This window comes from Acetomicrobium sp. UBA5826 (assembly GCF_002433005.1).
Taxonomy (GTDB): Bacteria; Synergistota; Synergistia; order Synergistales; family Acetomicrobiaceae; genus Acetomicrobium.
The window spans coordinates 1-19,424 of the sequence record NZ_DJHF01000010.1 but is presented as its reverse complement, the minus strand read 5'-3'; the positions used below and the strand labels follow the sequence as shown (position 1 = coordinate 19,424).

15 protein-coding genes are annotated in these 19,424 nt (G+C 39.2%); all 15 read left to right on the top strand.

Translation table 11 applies throughout. The features are described from left to right. The first annotated feature begins 2 nt into the window (after positions 1-2). A complete protein-coding gene (locus B3N34_RS02370; protein ID WP_286974629.1) occupies positions 3-827 on the top strand; it encodes a 2-oxoacid:ferredoxin oxidoreductase subunit beta in 825 nt (274 codons plus the stop codon). Next, positions 824-1,384, top strand: a complete 561-nt coding sequence (locus B3N34_RS02365) for a 2-oxoacid:acceptor oxidoreductase family protein (RefSeq protein ID WP_286974628.1) — start codon at positions 824-826, stop codon at positions 1,382-1,384. The genes B3N34_RS02370 and B3N34_RS02365 overlap by 4 nt, the downstream gene beginning before the upstream one ends. A gap of 27 nt (positions 1,385-1,411) precedes the next feature. Then, positions 1,412-2,776 carry a 23S rRNA (uracil(1939)-C(5))-methyltransferase RlmD gene (gene rlmD / locus B3N34_RS02360; RefSeq protein ID WP_286974626.1) on the top strand — a complete coding sequence of 455 codons (1,365 nt, stop codon included), beginning with the start codon at positions 1,412-1,414 and terminating at the stop codon, positions 2,774-2,776. A 323-nt stretch (positions 2,777-3,099) separates the two neighbouring features. After that, positions 3,100-3,309 (top strand): helix-turn-helix domain-containing protein, encoded by a 210-nt coding sequence (locus B3N34_RS02355; RefSeq protein ID WP_014256634.1) that lies wholly within the window; start codon positions 3,100-3,102, stop codon positions 3,307-3,309. Positions 3,310-3,336: 27 nt separating this feature from the next. After that, the gene (locus B3N34_RS02350; protein ID WP_286974622.1) at positions 3,337-4,356 is read left to right on the top strand and encodes a DEAD/DEAH box helicase; all 1,020 of its coding nucleotides are present in this window, start codon (positions 3,337-3,339) and stop codon (positions 4,354-4,356) included. Continuing rightward, on the top strand, positions 4,320-6,182 hold the full coding sequence (locus tag B3N34_RS02345) for a helicase-related protein (RefSeq protein WP_286974619.1): 1,863 nt from the start codon (positions 4,320-4,322) through the stop codon (positions 6,180-6,182). The genes B3N34_RS02350 and B3N34_RS02345 overlap by 37 nt, the downstream gene beginning before the upstream one ends. A gap of 15 nt (positions 6,183-6,197) precedes the next feature. Then, positions 6,198-9,383 carry a DNA methyltransferase gene (locus B3N34_RS02340; protein WP_286974617.1) on the top strand — a complete coding sequence of 1,062 codons (3,186 nt, stop codon included), beginning with the start codon at positions 6,198-6,200 and terminating at the stop codon, positions 9,381-9,383. Then, on the top strand, positions 9,383-12,631 hold the full coding sequence (locus tag B3N34_RS02335; protein ID WP_286974614.1) for a DEAD/DEAH box helicase family protein: 3,249 nt from the start codon (positions 9,383-9,385) through the stop codon (positions 12,629-12,631). Before B3N34_RS02340 ends, B3N34_RS02335 begins: the two co-directional genes overlap by 1 nt. A gap of 73 nt (positions 12,632-12,704) precedes the next feature. Further along, the gene (locus B3N34_RS02330; protein ID WP_286974612.1) at positions 12,705-14,753 is read left to right on the top strand and encodes an ATP-dependent nuclease; all 2,049 of its coding nucleotides are present in this window, start codon (positions 12,705-12,707) and stop codon (positions 14,751-14,753) included. Next, entirely contained in the window at positions 14,738-14,887 is a 150-nt protein-coding gene (locus B3N34_RS02325) for a hypothetical protein (RefSeq protein ID WP_286974608.1), read from the top strand. Before B3N34_RS02330 ends, B3N34_RS02325 begins: the two co-directional genes overlap by 16 nt. A 12-nt stretch (positions 14,888-14,899) precedes the next feature. Next, on the top strand, positions 14,900-16,426 hold the full coding sequence (locus B3N34_RS02320) for a UvrD-helicase domain-containing protein (protein ID WP_286974605.1): 1,527 nt from the start codon (positions 14,900-14,902) through the stop codon (positions 16,424-16,426). 433 nt (positions 16,427-16,859) lie between these two features. After that, positions 16,860-17,414, top strand: coding sequence for a hypothetical protein (locus B3N34_RS02315; RefSeq protein WP_286974602.1), 555 nt, complete (start codon positions 16,860-16,862; stop codon positions 17,412-17,414). 291 nt (positions 17,415-17,705) lie between these two features. Then, positions 17,706-18,332 carry a hypothetical protein gene (locus tag B3N34_RS02310; RefSeq protein WP_286974599.1) on the top strand — a complete coding sequence of 209 codons (627 nt, stop codon included), beginning with the start codon at positions 17,706-17,708 and terminating at the stop codon, positions 18,330-18,332. After that, positions 18,325-19,011, top strand: a complete 687-nt coding sequence (locus B3N34_RS02305) for an ATP-binding protein (RefSeq protein ID WP_027621466.1) — start codon at positions 18,325-18,327, stop codon at positions 19,009-19,011. The genes B3N34_RS02310 and B3N34_RS02305 overlap by 8 nt, the downstream gene beginning before the upstream one ends. A 154-nt stretch (positions 19,012-19,165) precedes the next feature. Continuing rightward, positions 19,166-19,424 (top strand): recombinase zinc beta ribbon domain-containing protein (locus B3N34_RS09815; protein WP_349679682.1); only part of this gene is annotated, 259 nt, incomplete at its 3' end.

Here is a 19,424-nt window from a genome sequence, read left to right as displayed (position 1 = left end):
TAATGCCTAGCCAGGAAGTTTTAAATTGGTTGCGCACGCGCTTTTTCCCTCACATATGGTGCCCCGGCTGCGGCCACGGGATAATAATGCATGCCTTGTTGAGAGCCCTTGTCGACTTGGGGAAAAAGAAAGAAGAAACCGTAATCGCTTCGGGCATTGGTTGTTCGAGCAGAATGCCGGGGTACATAGATGCCTGTACTTTGCATACCACGCACGGCAGGTCTTTGGCATTTGCTACGGGTGTCAAGTTAGCCAATCCCGAGCTTACAGTTATCGACGTAATGGGCGATGGAGATTGCACTGCTATAGGCGGAAATCATTTTATACATGCCTGTAGGCGCAATATAGATATAACCGCCATCGTAATGAATAACAACATTTACGGGATGACCGGGGGGCAGGCTTCTCCGACGACGCCGGTCGGCGCATACGCGACTACCGCTCCCTATGGAGTCTTGGACGTTCCCTTCGATATTTGCAAACTTGCTGCAGGAGCGGGAGCTTCTTACGTGGCAAGAGCTACGGTTGCGCACCCGCTGCTGATTGAGAAGTATGTGAGGAACGCCGTTTCGAAAAAGGGTTTTGCGGTGGTGGAAGTAGTAACTCATTGTCATACGCAATTTGGCAGGAAAAATAAGAGGCCAAGACCGATAGATAACATCAATTTCTTCAAGGACAATAGCGTGATGAACAATAAAGCCTCCAATATGACACTTGAAGAGCTGCAGGGCAAGATCGTTATTGGGGAATTTGTGAATATTGAGTTGCCTGAATACATAGAACAGTACAAGAATTTGATAGAAGAAGTGGGAGGTAATCGCGGATGAGCGATCAGCGGTATGAAATTCGCATAGCCGGTTCAGGTGGGCAGGGCGTTATTTTGGCAGCCGTGATCGTCGGGGAAGCTCTTGCTTTGTACGAAGAAGGTTTGAACGTGGTGCAAACGCAAGCTTACGGTCCTGAGGCAAGGGGTGGAGCATCCAAGGCCGAGGTCATTGTTTCGCGGGGAAAAATAGATTATCCTAAGGCTACAAATCCCAATTTACAGGTCATATTGACCCAAAAGGCCTGTGATGAGTACGTTCATGATGCCTCTCCAAACAGCGTTGTCATAGTTGACGACTTCTTTGTGACTGAGCCTCCTAAAATAAATGCCAACATTTATTCCCTTCCTATTGTCAGAACAGCCAGAGAGGAGATTGGAAGAGAAATAGTCACCAACATGGTTGCCTTGGGTACCATTGCAAGCATTTTGGAGAGTTGGGACTTGGCCAAGCCGGAGTCAATTCGTAAAGCTATATTGGATCGCGTTCCAAAGGGAACGGAAGAGCTTAACTCAAAAGCTTTTGAACTGGGATACAAGCTCATAAAAGAAAAGCTGTAATTTAGAAAGGTATAGTTAATTTCTGGGATGAAGCAAAACCTTGGCGACGAAATAATTCTCAATATCGAGAACGTTGACAGTGAAGCTCGAGGAATTGCAAGGGTCGACGGTTACGTAATTTTCGTTCCAGGAGCCTTAATTGGTGAAACTGTCACCGCTCATATCGTCGAGCGGAAAAAACATTACTCTGTAGCTAAGATTAAGTCCCTGCTAAAGGCAAGCCCTTATCGAGTCCAACCCAGATGCGAAGTTTACGAGGCGTGCGGCGGTTGCAATATGCAGCACGCCTCGTATGATCATCAGGTGAAAGTAAAGAGCTCGCTGATAGAGGATGCAATTATCAGAATCGGCAAATGGAAAGAGGCAGATATTGCTCCTGTGATTCCGAGCTTTTTAGTGTGGGGATACCGAAACAAAGCAATAATACAGGCGCGATACCAAAAGGGTAAACGAAAGCTGGGATATTTCGCTCGAGGAACACATGATGTGGTGAACCTAAAAGCATGCCCAATTCTAGACCCTTTAATAAACTTAGTTTACGCTAACTTGCGGAATGCCGTGCTTCAAAGTGATCTCTCCTTTTACGACGAAGAAAGAGGGGAAGGCTTGATACGCAATTTTGTCTTAAGATCTTCCTTTTCTATGAAAAAGATCCTGCTTGCCTGGATTCTCAGTCGTGAGCCCGACGACAGGGAGTGTAAAATGATCAGTGATATTTCAAACGGCCTATATAAAGATGTATCACCTTCTCTTGGCGGAGTTCAAATAAACATCAACCCATCTAAGGGAAATTTTATCTGGGGCAGCAAAACGCAGTCGTTGTTTGGTGAAGATGTCTTGGTGGAGAGGTTTGAGAATATTAAGCTGAGATTCGGTGTGTCCGATTTCTTTCAGGTCAATGTGCTGCAAGCCTTTAGGATGTTCGAAATTGTTGCGGAATTAGCAAGGGATAGCAAGCATGTACTTGAGCTTTACAGCGGAGTTGGAAGTATGACGGCCTTTCTGGCGTCGTTTTGCAATGACATTGTTGCAGTAGAGGAATGGAGACCTGCTTACGAATCTTTGGTGTCTAATATGACAAACAATGGCATTAATAACGTTACTGCAATTTGCGGAAAGGCTGAAGATGTGGTCAAGACAAAAGTTAGTGGGCACTTCGATATTGTGGTTGTGGATCCGCCTAGAACGGGTTGCCATAAGGACGTGTTGAATTTTATCGGTAGGGTGATAAGTCCGAAAAAAGTTATATATGTTTCCTGTAATCCTGCTACGCTTGCCAGGGACAGCAATATATTGAACGAATATGGCTACAATATGGGAAAAGCAATGCCATTGGACATGTTTCCTCAAACAAGCCATGTGGAGTGCGTCACATTGATGTCAAAGCCTTAACCTTTGATATTACTGGCTTTTCGCGTTTACATTCAACTAGTCTACTCGAGAGAAAGGGTAAAATGCGTATATGGGAACATGTCGAAAACTCATATTTAATCCCCCAAGATTGATGGGGTTGAGTTAACACATTAGATAATGCCCATTTTTACATAGGATTGAGTAGCCAGAATGGATGTACTTTTTATAAAATCTGTCGATATTGTATTTAGAATAATATTTATTTAAATCCAATTTAAAAATCATGCGAATGTAAAGAATTTATTTGCATTATTATGAAACGAATGATATTATACAGTTATAAATAACTATAGGTGATTATCATGGCAATCAGTTATAAAAAGCTTTGGAAACTATTGATTGATAGAGATATGAAGAAAAAAGACCTGCAAAAGATTGCAGGTATAAGTTCTGCAACAATAACAAAGCTTGGCAAAAACGAAAATGTGAATACTGAAGTATTAGAAAAAATATGTAGGGCTTTGGAATGTGATATAAGTAATATTATGGAAATTATACCAGATAATAAATAAAAACGATTAAATACTAAAGGAGAAGCAATGATTACAAGATATCATGCAATATACTATGCACGTGTTCTTGCGCAAAGAGCAATAGGCGATAATATAGACAGTTTGTCACAATCATTATTAAATGCCGCTGTTGATATAAATCCACACCAAATTGAGGCGGCTTTATTTGCGTTTCGTTCTCCGCTCTCCAAAGGCATTATTCTTGCCGACGAGGTTGGTTTGGGAAAAACCATAGAGGCCGGATTAGTGCTGTGCCAATACTGGGCTATTGGTAAGCGGAAGATAATTGTTGTTTGTCCTGCTGCCATACGAAAACAATGGAGTTTTGAACTGACAGAAAAGTTTGGTATTGATAATGAAATCCTTGATTCAAAAAATTACAACGAATATGTCCGCATTGGGCGTAATCCGTTTGACAATAAAAAGGTTGTCATTTGTTCTTATAATTTTGCTGCCCGAAAAAAAGATGAAATACGTTTGTTTGGCTTTGACCTGGCTATTATTGATGAGGCGCATAAACTGAGAAATGTATATAAAAAGAATAGTGTCACAGCACACGCTGTTCGGGAAGCTCTTGAAAATGTAAAGAAACTGCTCCTGACGGCTACGCCGTTTCAAAACAGCCTTATGGAATTATACGGACTAACCTCCATAATAGACGAAAACATTTTTGGCGATGCTAAATCATTTCGTGCCAATTATGTGTATGAAGAGAATTATTCTGAACTGCAAATGAGGCTTGCACCTTATTATAAAAGAACTTTGCGAAAAGACGTGGTGGAGTATATAAACTATACCAAACGTCTGCCTTTGACACAAAAATTTGATTCTACCGATTTAGAGTTTGAGTTGTACACAAAGGTTTCGGAATTTTTGCGTTCCGACAACTTATATTCTATACCTGTAAAACAGAAAATGTTGACAACAATGATGGTTAGAAAAATACTGGCATCTTCTACATATGCTTTGCTCGGCACATTGGCTACCATAAAAGCACGCCTGGAAAAAAAATGCTTGAAGAAAATAAATACCAGCAGTTTGATTTGAATGAGATTTTTGATGAGGATGAGATTGAACTTCTTAATGAAAATGAAGAAGATAATATCGATAGTGATGCTAACTTGCCTACAGAGGATGAAATAATAGATACAAAACAAATACAAAAAGAAATTGCAGCAATACAGTCATTTATAAATTTGGCTGAACAAATTAAGCATGATTCGAAAGCTAAAGCACTCCTTATAGCATTACAGAAAGCATTTGGACAGATTGAATTAATAGGTGCGAATCGTAAAGCACTTATTTTTACAGAATCAAAACGAACGCAAGCATATTTGAAAGAATTTCTTGAGCAAAATGGTTACAAAGGGAAAATTGTAACATTTAACGGTTCAAACTCGGACAAGCAATCAAACGAGATACTGGAGGCTTGGCTTAAGGCTAATGCCTATACAGGCAAAATAAGCGGTATCCGCGCAGCGGACCGCCGTGCCGCCATCGTTGACTATTTTAAGGACAAGGCGGAAATCATGATCGCAACAGAAGCTGCTGCGGAAGGATTAAACCTGCAATTTTGCTCTCTTGTTGTGAACTATGATTTACCTTGGAATCCACAGAGAATAGAACAGCGCATTGGCCGCTGTCACCGCTACGGGCAAAAAAGCGATGTCGTTGTTGTAAATTTCGTAAATCAGCGCAACTACGCTGATTTGCGCGTATTTGAACTGCTTAATGACAAATTTAAACTGTTTAGCGACGTGTTCGGGACATCCGATGAAATACTGGGTCAAATCGACGGTGTTGATTTTGAAAGGCGTATATGGCTCATATACCAGGAATGTCGGACCGAAGCTGAGATCAGTGCTGCGTTTGAAAAACTTCAAGCCGAACTGGAAAGTAAAATTAATATGCGCATGAAAGACGTAAAAGAACAAGTACTGAAAACCTTTGACGTGGAAGTTCAGGAACGGTTGAGATTAGCAAAAGAACACACCTGTGCTTTCATAAATCGCTACGAATATATTTTCTGGGAGCTCGCGAAATACATTTTAGGTGATAAAGCTGAATTCGACGAGAGTGATTATTCATTTATTTTAAAAGAGTGTGTTGGTGAATCACCAAAAGGTAAGTATTGTCTTATCACAAGAAAAGAAACCGATGGGATACCTTACCGACTGTCGCATCCGCTTGCACAATATGTACTAAAGAAAGCTTCAGCTATAAAAGTTACTGGTGGTAAGGTTATATTTTCTCCGTCGGAAACCAAATTAAATGTAACCTTGCCGGAGGATTTGAAAGGAAAAAGCGGATACCTGCTTCTTTCGTCATTGGATGTTTCTGCATTCGATACAGAACAATACAGCTTATTTACGGCATATACAGATGACGGACAACCATTGTCTCAGGAATTATGTGAGAAATTGTTTCTTTGTGCCGGACGTGAAGTCAAACCAACAGGACTTACCCCTGTACAACAGCGTAAATTGAAAGAGAGTGCAGAACAGCATCGAAAAGGGAAATTACAGCAGATTGACTCGCGAAATCTCTTATATTTCAAGGAAGAGGAAGAACGCATTTTTCAATGGGAAAAAGATATGATAAATAGTCTGGAGAGAGAGCTTGATACAATAAAGAGGCAAATTCGTGAGCAGGAAAGGCTAATACGCAATGCTGTAACAATAGAGGAGAAAATTGCAGCAACAAAAAAATTAGAACAACTCGAAAGCTTCAAGCGGCGAAAGCGCAATGAGCTTGCCGATCGAGAAGATGAAATAGCAAGCAAACGCCGCAAACTGTTGGCTGAATTGGACAGCCGAATGATAAAACAAACTCATCACGAGGATCTATTCGCCATTGAATGGCAGATTGTATAAAGGAGTGAGAACGCGATGAATCAAAATACGAACGAAAAATTGAACCGATTTATTAACCTCTTGGAGGAAATTTTTGAACTTGACAAGGCAGATTTGGATTTCGGGATCTACCGCATTATGAATATCCGCAGGAAAGAGATTATGAAATTCCTCTCGGAGGATTTGCCAAAAAAAGTGAAGGAAACGCTTACTCCGTTTGCCCAAAATACCGGGGAAATAAAAGAACGTATTGCAGCTATTGAAAAACAAGCTGCTGAACTTGGTATAGAGATTAATGCAAGCCCGAAGCTAGCAGAAGAATATGCCCGTTACAAATCACAGCTTGCGTCGGGTACAGACTTGTCTTCACTTGAAACAGATGTGTACTCAGCACTTTATAAATTTTTCAGCCGTTATTATGATGAAGGTGATTTTATTTCTAAACGCCGCTACAAAGAAGGCGTGTACGCAATTCCTTATGAGGGTGATGAGGTAAAACTTTACTGGGCGAATGCTGACCAGTATTATATAAAGACCACAGAAAACTTTCGTGACTATACTTTTATTGACAACGGTAAAAAGGTACATTTCCGTCTTGTTGATGCAACTACAGAAAAGAACAATAACAAGGAATCCGACACAAAAAAGCGCGAGTTTATGCTTTATAAAGAAACGCCGGAGCGCCCTGAACTTAAGACAATTGAAGAAGTTGACGGCGAATTGGTTATCCGTTTTGTATATGACATACCCGATGATAAAAAAGTAAATTGGTATCAAGCCAATCTTGCTGCAATATCGGACGCAATTGCAAAGCAGTTCAAAGACTGGTACCACTTGCTCGCACCTGCTTCCAGTGTAAAAAAGGAAACTCGTACGGTATTGGAAAAGCACCTGAGTGCCTATGTTGCTAAAAACACTTTTGATTATTTCATACATAAGGATTTACGCGGCTTTTTAACCCGCGAACTGGACTTTTTTATAAAGAGCGAAGTCATTCATCTTGATGATATTGATACTACCGATGAGAAGCGCGCTGATAGCTATCTTGCCAAGGTGAAGGCAATCAAGCGTGTCGGTAAGATTATTATTGACTTTCTCGCACAAATTGAGGATTTTCAGAAAAAACTGTGGCTGAAAAAGAAGTTTGTTGTTGATACAAATTGGTGTATAACGCTCGATAGGGTGGACGAAAAATTCTACCCTGAAATTATCGAAAACGAAGCTCAAATTGCCGAATGGCGGGAAATGTATGCGATTCATGAGATTGAGGGCAACCTTACGACCGTCGGATATTCCGAGCCGCTGATGATAGAATTTCTGCGCCAAAATAAGAACCTTGTCCTTGATACTCGTTATTTTTCTGCCGATTTTAAAGAACGCCTGATTGCAAGTATTGACAATCTTGACGAGAAGACGGGCGGCTTGCTTATCCATAGTGAGAATTTTCAGGCATTGCGACTGCTTTTGGAGCGGTATCGAAGGCAGGTGGATGCTATTTACATTGATCCGCCATATAATACTGAATCTGACAGGGCAACAGGTAAATTTATTTATAAAGATAATTATGAACATTCATCGTGGTGTGCGATGATGTATGACAGACTCCTATTGTCCTGTTCTTTACAGACTGAAAAATCCTCTATTTATGTGAGTATAAACGAAGATGAACTTTATAATTTGAAACTAATAATGGATCAAATTTTTGATAAATATCTTACTTCGATTGCGGTAAAAGTACGACACGAGAATCGAATACTCAAGGGAGATAAAGATTTCCATGAGGTTTACGAAATGTTATTAGCTTATGGTGCTTCGTTACATAAGCCATACAAACGCGAAGAAGATAACACTTCTATTGATGAATATAAGTATTCAATCACTGTAGACGAGAATTATGCCGAAGAATTGGAATTGGGCGGAAAACGAGTTTTTGTATTTCCCAAAGGTACTTATCAAATTGTAAAAATTGATCCTTGTCTGACAGGGTTAAAAAAGCAGTCAATTAGGGGAACTTTACGTGGAGGCAATTCAAGTGGACGATTCTATTGTGCTCATATTGAAAATAATCCATATTTTCAAGGAAAACTTATTAAAGTTGAGGGTATTGGCGATGACGGCTTAGGTTATAGATATTTTTGGTGTCCTGATGATGAAAGTGGTCGGAAAAATGGGGATTATTTTCAAGGTATCCCTAAAGATAGGGAAGACACAAAATTTGTTCCATTCCCAAATCTATTAGATTTTGAGCCTCAATTTAATAACTGTGTGGATGAAGGAGGAATAGCTTTTTCAAACGGAAAAAAGCCAGTTGCTTTCATTCAGCACATTTTAAAATTACAAAACATCTTTAAAAATAAAAATTCTCTTACCCTTGATTTTTTTGCTGGTTCTGCTACTACCGGTCACGCTGTATTGAACTTAAATCGTGATGACGGTGGTAACCGTAAATATGTTCTTATAGAAATGGGTGAGTATTTTTACACAGTTACACTGCCACGTATGAAAAAGGTTATCTACTCCGCCGATTGGAAAAACGGTAAACCGCAAAACCGTAACACCAGTGTGAGCCATATTATGAAATACATTACTCTTGAAAGTTACGAAGACACTCTATCAAACATCATGCTGGATGACGATAAGCATCAGCTTGCGATGAGATTAGGTGATGAATATATGATACACTATATGTTTGACTACGAGGCGAAAGAAAGCATGCTCTCGCTGGATGCTTTCAACATGCCTTTTTCCTATAAACTAAAAATTATTGAAAACAACGAAACGAAACCTAAGACTGTTGACTTATGCGAAACTTTAAACTATTTGATTGGGCTGTCGGTTATCCGTCAGTCGGCGACAACCTGGTTTAAAGTTGTAAAACTGACTGAAGAGGAATGGAAAAGAGAAGGCTTATACGAAGGAGCGGTCAGATTGGAGCGGGATAACAGCGGCGAGTACGGCTTTAAGCAAATTGAGGGCAGACTACCTGATGGCAGACGAGCGCTTGTAATCTGGCGCACCATCACAAGTGACTTGATACAAAGCAATGCTGCATTAGACTCATATTTCACAAAACACAGGATTAACCCCGCTGACCGTGAGTTTGATGTTATCTATGTCAACGGTGACAACAACCTTGAAAACCTGCGCCTGGATGACGAAAACTGGAAAGTGCAGCGTATTGAACCTGTATTCAGGGAAAAGATGTTTGAGGAGGCGGAATAATGGCAAAAAGAAAAAACACTGCTTCTGCTTTCAAATGGAGTGACCAGTTAGTTTTATTTCGCTATTTCCTCAACCTGTTTGGCAAAGACAGCCTTGCTGACCTTGCTGGCAAAATGAACAGTTCTGAATACGAAGGCTTTGACGAAAACCAGAATACATACTTCTGGGGTGAACTGGATTTACTGTTGATGCGCCAGGGCGCAGACGCAAAAATTAGCCGGGATACTCTGCGGGAATATGATGAGCGTATTTGCCGCTATGTCAAAAAAATTGGCGAAAAACGCGGGGGCATTAAGCTTAAATATTTTCAGTATATAGCCTGTCTGTTCACCGAAATATATCTTGACCGCTATTTTACCGACAAAGAAGCCTTTGCAGCTGATTTGAACGCTTTTATCGAAAAGGTTAAGGTAGAAAGTTTCGGTGCTATTGATATTGAGCCTTTTACACCGGAGAATATGAATAAATTGGCATTTATGTGCGCCACCGGCAGCGGCAAGACGCTCATTATGCACATAAACATCCAGCAGTTTCGCTATTACCTGAGAAAGGCGAAGCTGACCAACCCGCGCTTGGACATTAACAAGATTATTGTTCTTGCGCCGAACCAGGGAATGTCAAACCAGCATTTGGAGGAGTTGAAACTATCGGACATATCCGCAGAGCCTTTCTCAAAGAGCGGCTTTGGTACAACCGCTGACGTTATTGTTATCGACATGAACAAGCTGAAAGAGGAAGGTAAAGTCAAAACCGTTTCAGTTGACAGCTTCGAGCAGAACAACCTCGTGCTTGTGGACGAAGCACACCGCGGCCTCGCGGGAGATGTGTGGTATGACTACCGTTCGCGCCTTTCGGCAGAGGGTGGCTTTGCCTTTGAATATTCCGCAACATTAAAGCAGGCGATGAAATCAACCAAGCCGGGTAATATTTCTCAGAAAGAATGGAAAGAACGTCTTGACGAGTATTTCCGTTCAATTATAATTGATTACTCTTACAAGTACTTTTATGAAAACGGATACGGCAAGGAATACCGCATTTATAACTTGCGGGAAAGTATTGAAGAGGAACAGAGACAGTTATACCTCGTAGGCTGCTTGTTGTCATTTTATCAGCAATTGAAGTTATTTTGTGAAAAAGGCAAGGAGTACGCACCTTTTCAAATTGAAAAGCCTCTACTTGTTTTTGTAGGCAATCGAGTAACGGCAAAAACATCCGTCGCAGAAATGACCGATGTTGAGGAAGTGTTGGACTTTATTGATAAGTTTGTCAACCGCAAGGAGCAAACCATAAACCGAATCGACACTGTGTTAAGTGGTGACACCGGACTAACCGACAGCACCGGCCGGGAACTCTTTTCACAAAACTTCAACGCTCTAAATTCTTTGTTCGGGGGAACTCCTAAAGCTGAAGATGTTTATAAGGATATTCTCCGCCTTGTTTTCAACAGCGATACCACATCTGACTCCCCACGCCTGCACGTCATAAACTTGCGCCAGGTACAAGGAGAAATTGCACTCCGAATTGGTTCCGACGGCGAATATTTTGGTGTGGTAAGCATTGGCGACACGGCAGGCTTAATTAAAAACTGCGAGGCAAAAGGTATTACCACCGGAACAGAGGAGTTTGTTTCTGAATCCCTTTTCCACAACATCAACGAACGAAATTCGAACATAAATATTCTCATTGGTTCACGCAAGTTTACCGAAGGCTGGAACTCGTGGCGTGTTTCTACGATGGGGCTTATTAACTTTGCTAAAGGCGAAGGCTCACAGGCCATCCAGCTTTTTGGACGCGGAGTTCGCCTGCGTGGCTACGGTGGTTGTTTAAAACGCAGTCACAGATTGGATGACAGCTCTGTTATCATACCGAAATATATTGAGCTGCTTGAAACGCTGACTATATTCGGAATAAAAGCCCAGTATATGGAAGACTTTAAAAGGTATCTTGAAATGGAGGATATGCCTGCCAACGAAAGGCCGCACGAGTACACGCTTCCTGTATTAAACCGGTATAATCCCGATGAACACAGAAAATTGCGGGTCATCAAAGTTAAAGAGGGTGTAAACTTTAAAAATCAAGCTGCAAGACTTTTACTCGGTAAACCGAACGAGGAATTTTTGCGTTATTTAAACAAGAACAAGGTGATACTTGATTGCCGTTCAAAAGTGCAGACAATTGAATCTACATTCAGCATGCAGATTGAATCTATCCCCGAAGAACATACAATTGGTAAGCAGTATATACCATTCATCGATTATGACCGCATTCTTGACGAACTTGAAACCTATAAGAACGAGAAGTTTTATTATAATATCTCTATCACTAAAGACGGTATCAAGGATATTTTAGAAACTGACGGTTGGTATTTGCTTATCATTCCGAAGAAGCACCTCGAACTTGACAGTATGGAAAAGCTTGTTCTTGTAACTGACTTAGCCATTATGGTGCTGAAATGTTATATTGATAAGTTCTACAAATACGAAAAAGCAAAGTGGGAGGAAAGGTTCCTAGAATACCAGGAATTGAATGACAGCGATGGAAACTTTGTTGCTGAATATAAACTTTCGTATTATGATGCCTACGACGGTGATCCAACCGCCGGGACAGTGGAGCAGTTTGTTGAGGATTTGAAGGCTCTACTTAATCAGCATAGCGGTATACCAACATATGAAAAAGGTATGCTTAGCAATTCACTGATAGCTTTTGATTTCCGGCATCACCTCTACACACCGCTCATCTGTCTGAGAGCGGGTGGTTTGAAACTGACTGTATCACCGGTCAGTCTGAATGAAGACGAGAAACGGTTTGTTGATAAACTTAAGGCATATGTAGATGCAAATGCTGCAATTTTCGAGGGTAAAAAGCTATACTTGCTCCGCAACAAGAGCAAGGTAGGAATGGGGTTCTTCGAAGCAGGCAATTTTTATCCGGACTATGTGTTATGGATTGATACGCCCGATGTGCAATATATTTCCTTTATCGACCCAAAAGGATTGCGGCATTTGCAATGGGATGATCCCAAGATAGAGTTCCATGCCACTATTAAAGAACTTGAAGCGCGCCTCCAGCCCTCAAGCGGTGATAAGAAAATTGTGCTGAACTCTTTTATAATGTCCGGTACCCGTTCCGAGGATTTACGACAGTGGTGGGGAAAAGGCAAGCTGGAACGTAGAGCGAAGAATGTGTTTTGCCTTGATGAAGACGATTGCATTGATGGTATGATAGCGAAAATATTGAAATCGGAATAGCTTGTTTGACATATGTAAACTATTAATTCTCATCACTTCTAATGATAATCGTGTGTTTTTGGGAGAGGTTGTTATGTATATTGCAAATATTGAAATAGAAAATTTCAGAGGGTTTGGCGGCAAAAAAGTGATTGAATTCAATGATAAATTTAATATTTTCATCGGTCATAATAACTCAGGGAAAACAACGATTATTAAAGCTCTCCAAATCCTGTTTGATACTTCTTATCCAAAAAAGCTTGGCATCCATGATTTTAATCGAAAAATATCTATCGAAGATTTAAAGGCTAATCCTCCGCGTGTCAAGATCTCATCAACTCTTAAGGAAAGCGAAGGTGAATCTATATATTCCGAGGATATCGTTTTAGTTTCAACTATGCTGACAAAAATTCAGCGGCCTTACGAAGCTAAAATAACTTACGAATTTTTTCTGCCTGAAAAGGAAATTGAAGAATATAAGACTGCAATGGCGGCCATTTCCAGTACGAACATCGAAGAATATTGGAGTGAAATCGAGCATTCCTTCTTAAGTAAATATGTATGGAAGTTATACGGCGGTGACGATAAGTTAAAAATGGTAGTTGATTATGATATTCTGAGTAAATTTGATTTCGAGTATGTACCACCTATCAGAGACGTTGAAAGAGATTTAAGTACAGGGAGTAATTCTCTTTTAAAAGAAGTCATCGACTTTTTTATCGATTATGAAATCAAAAATGATACTACAAAAACCAAGGATGAAATTAAAAGCGATTTGCAAAAGGTGAAACGAGAATTTGCTGAATCGTCACAGCAACTAATGTCCAAATTACAAGATCGTCTTACTGCTGGTGAAAAACATATCGTGACATATGCGAATAAAACCGGTGCGTCTTATGACGAAACTTCGCCTCATTTCAGCGGAGTTTTAAACGAAACAGCTCTATACTCCGCTTTAAGACTTAATCTGGAAGATAAAACAGGTATTAAGCTGCCACCAACCAACAACGGTTTGGGCTATAATAATCTGATATACATTGCGTTACTACTTGCAAAAATGCAAAAAGGAGCTATGGGTGAATATTATGGAAGTAATGCTAAACTATTTTCTATCTTGGCAATAGAGGAACCGGAAGCACACCTGCATCCGTCACTTCAATATCGGTTTCTTAAATTTTTAAATGACAATATGAAATCCAATGTAAGGCAAATATTTATCAGTACACATTCACCTAATATTACTGCAGCTTCTAAACTAGATAATCTTATTGTTCTTAATAAAGAAAAGGATGAAATTGAAGTTGCTTATCCAGGTAGAGTCTTTGATCTGACGAATAGGGATGATAAAGTCTCAAAGTTATATGTTGAAAGATACCTTGATGTAACTAAATCCGATATGCTGTTTGCCAAAAGAATTATCTTGGTCGAAGGTATCAGTGAACAACTTCTATTGCCTATATTTACTCGATATCTAAAAAGAGACTTGGTCGACAATCATGTTACTGTTATCAATATTGGAGGTAGATACTTTTCACATTTTTTGAAGCTTTTTGATAGAGAAAAAAGTGAGTATGCTATAAATAAGAGGATAGCGGTGATTACCGATTTAGATCCGGTAAGAAAGAAAATCGGTATCAAAGGCGCTCGATATACATCATGTTATCCATTCGAATTGAACAAAGATAATAGCTATGAATATAAAGCAACTTCAAACGATATTATCGATCTCTATTCAGATCGTAAAAAATCAATCAATGTTTTTACTCAAGAGAAAAATATTGGATGTACTTTTGAATATGAGCTATTGATGTACAATCCCACCTGTAAAGAATTGATTGTACCGAGTAATAATAACAAAGAGACTCTACTATATCTAATGAATAATTATGCTCTAGAATATGAGGAATTGGTTGCGACTATCGGCGATAGCGAGGGATGCAAGCGCATAAAAAAAGGTTTGGAAGGTACTAAAGATAAAGATCAACTCATTGCCGCATTATATTTGCTTAATGTTAATAAAGCTGAGGCTGCTCAGGAAATAGCCGAAGTTTTATATGAAAAAGAAGCCGATTATCATAATGGTTCTTTCACGTTTAAGATACCACCATATATTGAGGAGGCTATCAAATGGGTTCTGGAATAATTACCTTAAGAGATAGTAACGAGACAATTGATATTGAACATCATTTTAAAGTTAATGCTGGACCGGGAGCAGGCAAAACTACATGGCTTATCAATCACATTCGAAACGTGGTTCAGCATTCTAAGCGCCTCTGACAAGTAAAAAAAGTGGCCTGCATTACATATACCAACGTTGCAGCAGAGAAGATTCTTTCGAACCTCAGCGATGCATGTGAATACGTTGAAATCGGTACAATTCATTCTTTTTTATATAAACATATTGTCAAACCATATGTTTCGTTTTTAAATATTCCGGAATTAGCTGTCGATAAAATAAAAGGGCATGATGAATACGTACCTAATAAATCAATTTTATACAAAGTAAAGGAACAATCCAAACAAATATATATGGATGATAAAGATCTCTTGGAAGCTTTACTTGATTTACAGTGGAAATTTGATGATAATGGCATTTTGCAAGTTTTACCTCGCAAAATATTTAAGTTTAAAATTAAAAAGGAAGCATATCTCATCTATAAAAAAATCTGCTGGAGCAAGGGTATATTGCCCCACGACGATGTTTTATACTTTAGCTGGCGTCTTATTAATGAATTTCCTTCTATTCTTGATATTTTAAGGGCTAAATTTCCATATATTTTTGTTGATGAGTTTCAAGATACTAATCCAATTCAAGCGGAAATATTAAAAAAAATAGCAGAAAAAGAAAGCATAGTTGGCGTAATAGGAGACAAGGCTCAATCGATATACAAGTTTCAGGGAGCTGATGTCAATCAGTTTATTAATTTTAATCTTAATGGAATGAAAGAATATAAAATTGAAGGAAACCATCGCAGCACAGAAGAAATTATCAGTATTTTGAATATCGTAAGAAATGATCCAACATTTGTTCAATATAGTCCTGAAAACAGACATGGATGCAAGCCTCGAATAATGGTTGGCGATGTTATGGCGACTTATAAGCGGGCTAAGCAAATTTGCGGCAAGCAGACCCTATGGACGCTTTGCTATAAAAATGTTACATCAAATTGTTTAAAAAATGGATATGATGTAAAAGATGAAAATATTATTCTGGAAGATATTATAACCAACGATAGCAATGCAAAACGTGCAAAACAACTCTATTATGTTATTTCTTCTATTGAAAATGCCAGAGATAACAAGATAAGGGATGCTCTTAAATTCATGAAACGAGCAATGCGTAAAGAAGATGCTGACCGGACAGCCTTATCTCAAATACAGTGTTTTCTTGATAATTATGAGATTATCAAAGATAAGACATTAACGGAATTCTATAATACATATTTTGATGAAAAAGTATTTGACAAAAGCAAAATCACTAAAGGAAGCGTCAAAGATTTTTACGATTCAAAAAAATACAGCGATATGGCTCTTGCTGTCAAAATTGACGATGATGATTGCATAAACAGAACGATCCATAAAGCTAAAGGTGATGAGAACAACTGCGTTATGGTTATTATTCCAGAAAGCGATGATAAAACCAATTGTGGGCTTGATTTTATACTAAATCCCAATATTGCTTTTGAAGAAAATCGTGTTTATTATGTCGCCCTTAGCCGTGCACGAGAAAAACTTTATATCTCAATTCCAAAAATAAATGACGAAGTAAAAGATAGGCTTATGAAAGTTGGTTTTGAAATAGAAAATTGCTCATAGTATATGCAACACTAAAGGGGCAAATTGGAAATTCGGTATTATTTGTACGAGAAACTCTACTGGTTGGAAAAGCATTACGTGAAATATGTAAAATGCGCACCTTTACCCTTATCGGGTTGTCAGGTTGTGCATAATATTAACAAGGGTTGTAATACAGTGGAGTCAGTGATATATATATATAAGATTGTTCCTGCGAAAGGATTAAAACCACACATTTTATTTTAATAATCAGAATTTATCAAGTAATAAGAGTTGCTATGAATAGTAAATTGCAGGATTAAAAAAACATTGACATGAGAAGAACACCCAAATGGGTGTTTTTTGTTTTTATAATTAAGTCTGGTTTATAGACCCCTGATAATGAGGTGATGCCTATGCTTGTACCGCTATAGATGTTCGGCCTTAATAACAAAACCAAAGGAGGAAATCAATAATGATTGGAATCGAGCAATACCGAAAAATCCAGGAGTACAAAGCACTTGGACTTGCTCAGACAAGAACCGCAAAAGCACTGGGGATAACCTATTCTTCTGTCAGCAAATACTGGAATATGAGCGAAGAAGATTATGTAAGGGAAGCTGAAAAGGAAAGGTACCACATGGATAACTATCGTCAGTACATACTGGAACATTTGAAAATTTGTCCACAAATGAGGGATACAAACATCTATCTCAAATTGGTGGAGGCCTTCCCTGATCTACAAGTTAAACGAGCTACATTCTACCGCTATATGAAAGCCTTAAGGGAACAGCACGGGTATCCGCATGCCAGTAAACGTAAAACCTCACCCCGTGAAATTTCTCCACCGGGATATGAAGCGCAGGCGGATTTTGGTCAATACAAACTTAAGGATATGTACGGGCGAATTGTACGAATATATTTCTTTTGCATGGTTCTGAGTTATAGCAGAATGAAATTTGTTTATTTTTCACCGGATCCCTTTACAACCAAAACAGCCATTAATGCTCATAACTATGCATTCCAATAATTTGGAGGAAGTACACAGACTATTCTTTATGACCTTGACCGTGTCTATGTAGTCAGTGAAAATCTGGGGAATATCATATTCGTACCCACATTTGAAGAATATGTTAGGCGTATAGGTTACAGTGTTTCGCTATGTAGACCAAGAGATCCTCAAAGTAAAGGCAAGGTTGAAGAGGTGATTGGATACATAAAGCAAAGTTTTCTTGAGGGCAGGATATACACCGGAATTGATTGCCTTAACAGTGCTGCCCTTGCATGGTTGGATAGGGAAGGCAACGGGCGAATACATACTGTGACCAGAAAAGTGCCGCGTGAAATGTTCATGGAAGAGCAAAAATACCTGTTCCATGTCAAACCTTATTCCGAAGTATCAAGCACTGTGGCCTCCTTTGATAAGGATGGAGTGGTAAGTTATAAAGGCAACCGTTATCTGATTAATACAGGTATGATGGATGCTCATAAACGCATTCGAATTGAAGATGATGGTGAAATGCTTTTGTTCTATGATGCTGAAACAAATGATTTATTGGCTAAATATCCAGTCACAGAAGATACCGGGCAGTTGTTCAAACCAGAAGAAAATTACAGCAGAGACAGGGTTTCTTTAACCATCATAAAACAATATTTTGCAGAATACGAAATAGCTCAGGAATTCATCCGGCTTATGGAGTTACAGCAACCAAAATATTTTAATTCCCATTGTATTCGAATAAACCGGATGACGAAGTTTTATACAATTGGACAATTGCTTGATGGAATAGAATACTGCATTGATACTGAACGCTGCAGTGCCTATGAGCTTTTGGCTTATCTCATGTATCAGTACGGAGAGCATATAGCTAAGAAGTTTTTGCCGAATCAGCAGTATTTTAACCATTTGGCCAGGAGTAAAGAAATAAGGAGGGAAATCGATGGCTGATATAACAGAAATCCGTGAATTGGCCCAAAAGCTCAACCTTTGGAATATCGCAAGGGGATATATTGATTTGAATGATGAGAAACTATCAAACCTTGACTATCTTAAGATGGTGTTAGAAAAAGAATTGGAGATTAGGGCCAGACAAAAACACACCAAGCTGAGGAAGGCAAGTAAGCTTCCAAACAAAGCATTTGACGCATCGAATTCAAACAAGGGTTTAAAATGGCAGATTAAACAGTTATCCAACCTGACATGGCTTAAGGAAGAGCAAAACTTAATCCTGCTGGGAAAATGCGGGACGGGTAAGACCGGTCTTGCAGCGCAACTTGGAGAAACTGCAATCAGCAATGGACATAAAACCTATTATGCGCCTTTTGATAATTTTATCGCAGTGGCAGAAAAGAAAGCCACAAATCCAAAAGCAGAAGCGATCTTTTCTTATATGCAGGAATGTGACTTAATTATTATTGATGATGTCTTTTATGTGGAACCAACCAGGGCAGAACTGCAGGTTTTCTACCGGGCAGTTACCTTTCTTAATGAAACCAGAAGCATTATTTTTATAACCAATCGTGAACTGTCAGCATGGATAGATGCAGCTGAGGATAAGCATCTTTGCCAGACTTTATTGGACAGAATGACGGTCAATTGTCAAATTGTTCGTTTGACTGACAAGTAAATAAAAACACTCACTTCTTTTTTAACAGGGGCAAATACCTCGTTTGAAAACAATGCCGAAAAACGGCTTAAAATAGATGCAAAAAATCTCACGAAATTTAAAGAACTGCTTAGCTTTTGAGATTTTCTGCAGTTTATAGGGTAGGGGGGTCTAAATCTCTACCGCTTTTCATCCCGGAAACGGGCGGGGGGTCACGCGCGAAAAATCGCAGTTTCAAACTTGTCATGAAGTATTCCGCAGGGTTCATTGGAATAACCGAGGGAAAAAATCCATCGTTTGGAGATGCGTCAGCAGATTGGAAAACACCGGTTTGTTTTGTACTGCTTCCACTATACTTGAAGATACTCTCAAAGAGAAGATTGTAGAAGCTATCAATATAGTCGTCAGCGGGAAAAACTCTTTCCTGGCCATAC